The following is a 3,729-nucleotide window of genomic DNA, read 5'->3' as shown; positions in this document are numbered from 1 at the left end:
AGCGAGGGCTCAGTCTGAGATTCAACAAGAACGTTATATTCAAAAAGCAGCCTTTACTTTTGACCAAGCCTTAGAGCAGGTACAAAAATATCAAAGTCAGCAAGGTGTTTGGCAAGCACAGCAGCAAATGGCTGAGGCCAATTTAAAGCAAAGTCGTTTATGGGCCAACCCAAGTCTTTCTATTGAACAAACTGGCTTCCAAAGTGATCAAGAAAAAGAACTCGCGATAGGTATTTCTCAGCCTTTAGATATTTTTGGACAACGTAAGGCTGCACAAAACTTAGCAAAAGTGGAAATATCAAAAATTGATTTGGCCGAGCAGCGTTATCGAGCTGAACTTGGATTAATCGTTAAATATTTCTGGTCACAAGTGGCTTTGCTTGAGCTTGAAAAGTCTCTTATTGCAGAGCAGCTAGAAGTCAGCCAAGAAAATTTGTTGGCATCGGAAAAGCGTTATCAAGCAGGAAGTATTGCGCAAGTTGATGTAGATCGAGTGCGGATGTCTCACTTGGAAAATCAGCGTTTATATCAACAAGTTGATTTAAAACTACAAGTTGCGAAACAGCAATTGGTGAACTTATGGGGAGGGGGTTCAAGTCAGTTTCAGCTATTCCAAAGTCCAAATCAGTTATGGGCATTGGCAGCGAATGTAGAACCAAGCCAAGATGCGCAAAATAATTTATTAGAGCGTTCTTTCCAGTTAGATGCTCTTGCGCAGCAAGCCAATATTCAACAGCTTAAAGCAAAAGCAAGACCGCAGCCTACTGTAACTCTGGGTGTTAATAACACTCGTTCTCCAGAACAGAGTACAGATAACCAAATTCGTTTAGGTGTAGAAATTCCTTTAAATCTTTTTAATCGCCAGCAATACGGAATCAAGATTGCTCAGGCCAAACAAGAGCTATCTCAACGTCAGCAAAGCTTTTATCGACAGCAAAATCAGGTTGATATTGAAACCCTAATGTCAGAGTTAAAAGGTTTACGCATCCAGTTTAAACAACTGAATGATCAGCAAGTTCCTCTTGCTATTCAAGTTCAGCAAAAAACATTGCAAGGTTTTCGTTTGGGTAAGTTCGCCGTTACTGATGTTCAACAAGCCACTCTGCAATTGCAAGACGTGCGCTTACGTAAAGTCGAGCTATTAAAACAAGCTTGGCAAAATTCAATTGAAATTCAAAGTTTGCGTCTTGGGTTAGAACCAGAACAAATCATGGCTAAAGATGCCTTAATGCAACTCAATCAACGTGCTTGGCAACAAAGTCAAACATTCCCAACTCAGGCAGGAGAATAATAATGTCGACAAATTTAAAGAAAAATTCTCAATGGCTTTGGGTCGGGGTGATTGCTGCAATCACTGCACTATTAATTGGTTTACTGGTTTTAAATTCAAAAAATAAATCTAATTCTTCTGAAGCATCGGAAGGTCACGGGCATGCTGAAGAAGAGGGTGAAGAACACCATGAAGAAGGCGAAAAACCACTGCTACTCACTGCTCAGCAAATGCAGGAACAAAATTTAAAAATTGAACAAGCTGAACTAGGTGAAGTTCCTCAACTTCAAACTTATCCAGCAAAACTGGTTGTGAATACAGACCGACAAGCCCATGTCTCGCCAAGCTTTAGTGGTCGTGTCGAAGCGGTATATGTTGAATTGGGGCAACAGGTTAAAAAAGGGCAGGCTCTTGCAAGCTTATTGGTTCCAGATTTGGTCGATCAACAAGCCAATCTGCAAATTGCCCAGTCTAATCTTGATTTAGCACGTCAGGACTATGAACGTGAGCGTAGCTTATGGTCTCAAGGAATTTCTGCCAAGCAAGATTATCAACGAGCTTATAACGCTTACCAGCAGGCCCAAATTCAAGTGAAAGCAGCTCGCTCACGCTTAAGTGCTTTCGGGGCGGGTTCGGGCTCAGGAGGACGCTACACCTTAACGGCGCCAATTACTGGGATGGTGAGTAACAAAGATATTGTGGTGGGTGAAAACGTACAGCTAGCAGACCAGCTTTTTATTATTAATCAGCTTGATCAGTTGTGGCTGGGGTTTATTTTACCAAGCACCACAAATCTGAATTTACAGCCAAATCAGCAGATTGAATTTAAATCTTTACAAACTGGGAATGCATTTAACGCTCAAGTTCAAAGTTTAACAACTGAAGCCGATGCTCAAACGGGGCGTTTACAAGTACGTGCCAAGGTCTTGGCAAATAGTAGTGAATTGCGTCCAAACTTAATGGTTAATGTTGAGCTGAATTCTTCAGGCACAACGCAAAAAGTGACCCGTGTAAAAGCTCAGGCGATTCAACAAGTTGAAGGTAAAGACGTTATCTTTACCCCAAAAATGGTGAAAACAGGCTTTGAGTTTGAACCTGTCACTGTGCAGTTGGGGCAACGTTCTAAAGATGGTCAGTGGGTCGAAATTGTAAAAGGTATTAATCCAAGCCAGCGCTATGTGGCAGAAGGTAGCTTCTTGCTGAAATCCGAACTGGAAAAGGGAGAGGCGGAGCATGGACATTAATAAACCTGAGCTACCCAAACCAGAAGGGTTATTTGATAGAGTTATTCAGTTTGCTATTCAAAATGCTATTTGGGTTATGTTATTTGTACTGACTTGGATTGGAGTTGGGATCTGGAGTTATCAAAAGCTTCCTATTGATGCAGTTCCAGATATTACTAATACGCAGGTCCAGATCAATACTCAAGCCAATGGGTATACCGCTTTAGAGGTTGAACAGCGGATTACCTATCCTATTGAAAATGCGATGGCTGGAATTCCAAATCTGGAACAAACCCGCTCTATTTCACGTTACGGGCTTTCCCAAGTCACCATCATTTTTAAAGATGGAACAGATATTTATTGGGCAAGACAACTGATTAACCAGCGTTTACAAGAGGCGGACGGGCAATTGCCTGAATCAGTTGATCCAGTCATGTCTCCTGTTTCTACAGGTTTAGGTGAAATTTACCAATGGGTGGTAAAAGCAAAATCAGGCGCTAAGAAATCAGATGGTACGGCCTATACAGCCATGGATTTACGTGAAATTCAGGACTGGATTGTGCGCCCTCAGTTGCAGCGTGTGAAAGGCGTAGCCGAAATTAACAGTATCGGTGGCTACAATAAAACTTATATTGTGTCGCCTGATTTAAAACGTTTGCAGCAGCTTCAGATTTCAATCAATGAATTTCAAACTGCTCTGCAAGAAAATAATGAAAATCGCGGTGCCGGCTTTATTGAAGAAAATGGAGAGCAACTCACCGTTCGTGTGCCGGGCATGCTAAGTAGTGTTGAAGATATTCAAAACATTACTGTGAGCACCAAAAATGGGTTACCAATTCGCGTGGCCGATGTGGCAAATGTTTCTATTGGACATGATTTAAGAACAGGAGCTGCAACTTACAACGGTGAGGAAAGCGTTCTTGGCATCGCCATGATGATGATGGGAGAAAATAGCCGTACCGTTGCTCAGGCGGTTGATACCAAAATTAAGGAAATTCAGCCTACCTTACCTAAAGGTGTTGAAATCGAAACGGTTTATGACCGAACAAGTTTAGTAAACAAAGCAATTGCAACCGTACAGAAGAACCTTGTTGAAGGTGCAATTCTGGTTATTGTGATTTTGTTTATTTTCCTAGGAAATTTTCGAGCTGCTTTAATCACAGCCTGCGTTATTCCACTTTCGATGTTATTTACCCTGACAGGTATGGCTGAACAAAACATTAGTGCCAACCTCAT

The 3,729-nt window shown here is 41.6% G+C and carries 3 protein-coding genes; all 3 read left to right on the top strand.

All coding sequences use genetic code 11. From position 1 onward, the window contains the following. Positions 1-1,291: TolC family protein (locus tag UC75_RS09735; RefSeq protein WP_228137250.1), on the top strand; the 1,291-nt coding region annotated here is incomplete at its 5' end. Between the two features lie 2 nt (positions 1,292-1,293). Continuing rightward, positions 1,294-2,514, top strand: coding sequence for an efflux RND transporter periplasmic adaptor subunit (locus tag UC75_RS09730; RefSeq protein WP_049837459.1), 1,221 nt, complete (start codon positions 1,294-1,296; stop codon positions 2,512-2,514). Next, a partial coding sequence (locus UC75_RS20995) for an efflux RND transporter permease subunit (protein WP_228137249.1) occupies positions 2,504-3,729 on the top strand: 1,226 nt, incomplete at its 3' end. The genes UC75_RS09730 and UC75_RS20995, both read left to right, overlap by 11 nt.

The sequence above is a fragment of the Acinetobacter sp. V2 genome (assembly GCF_001188385.1).
Lineage (GTDB): Bacteria > Pseudomonadota > Gammaproteobacteria > Pseudomonadales > Moraxellaceae > Acinetobacter > Acinetobacter oleivorans.
This window is presented reverse-complemented; position numbering and strand designations above follow the sequence as displayed.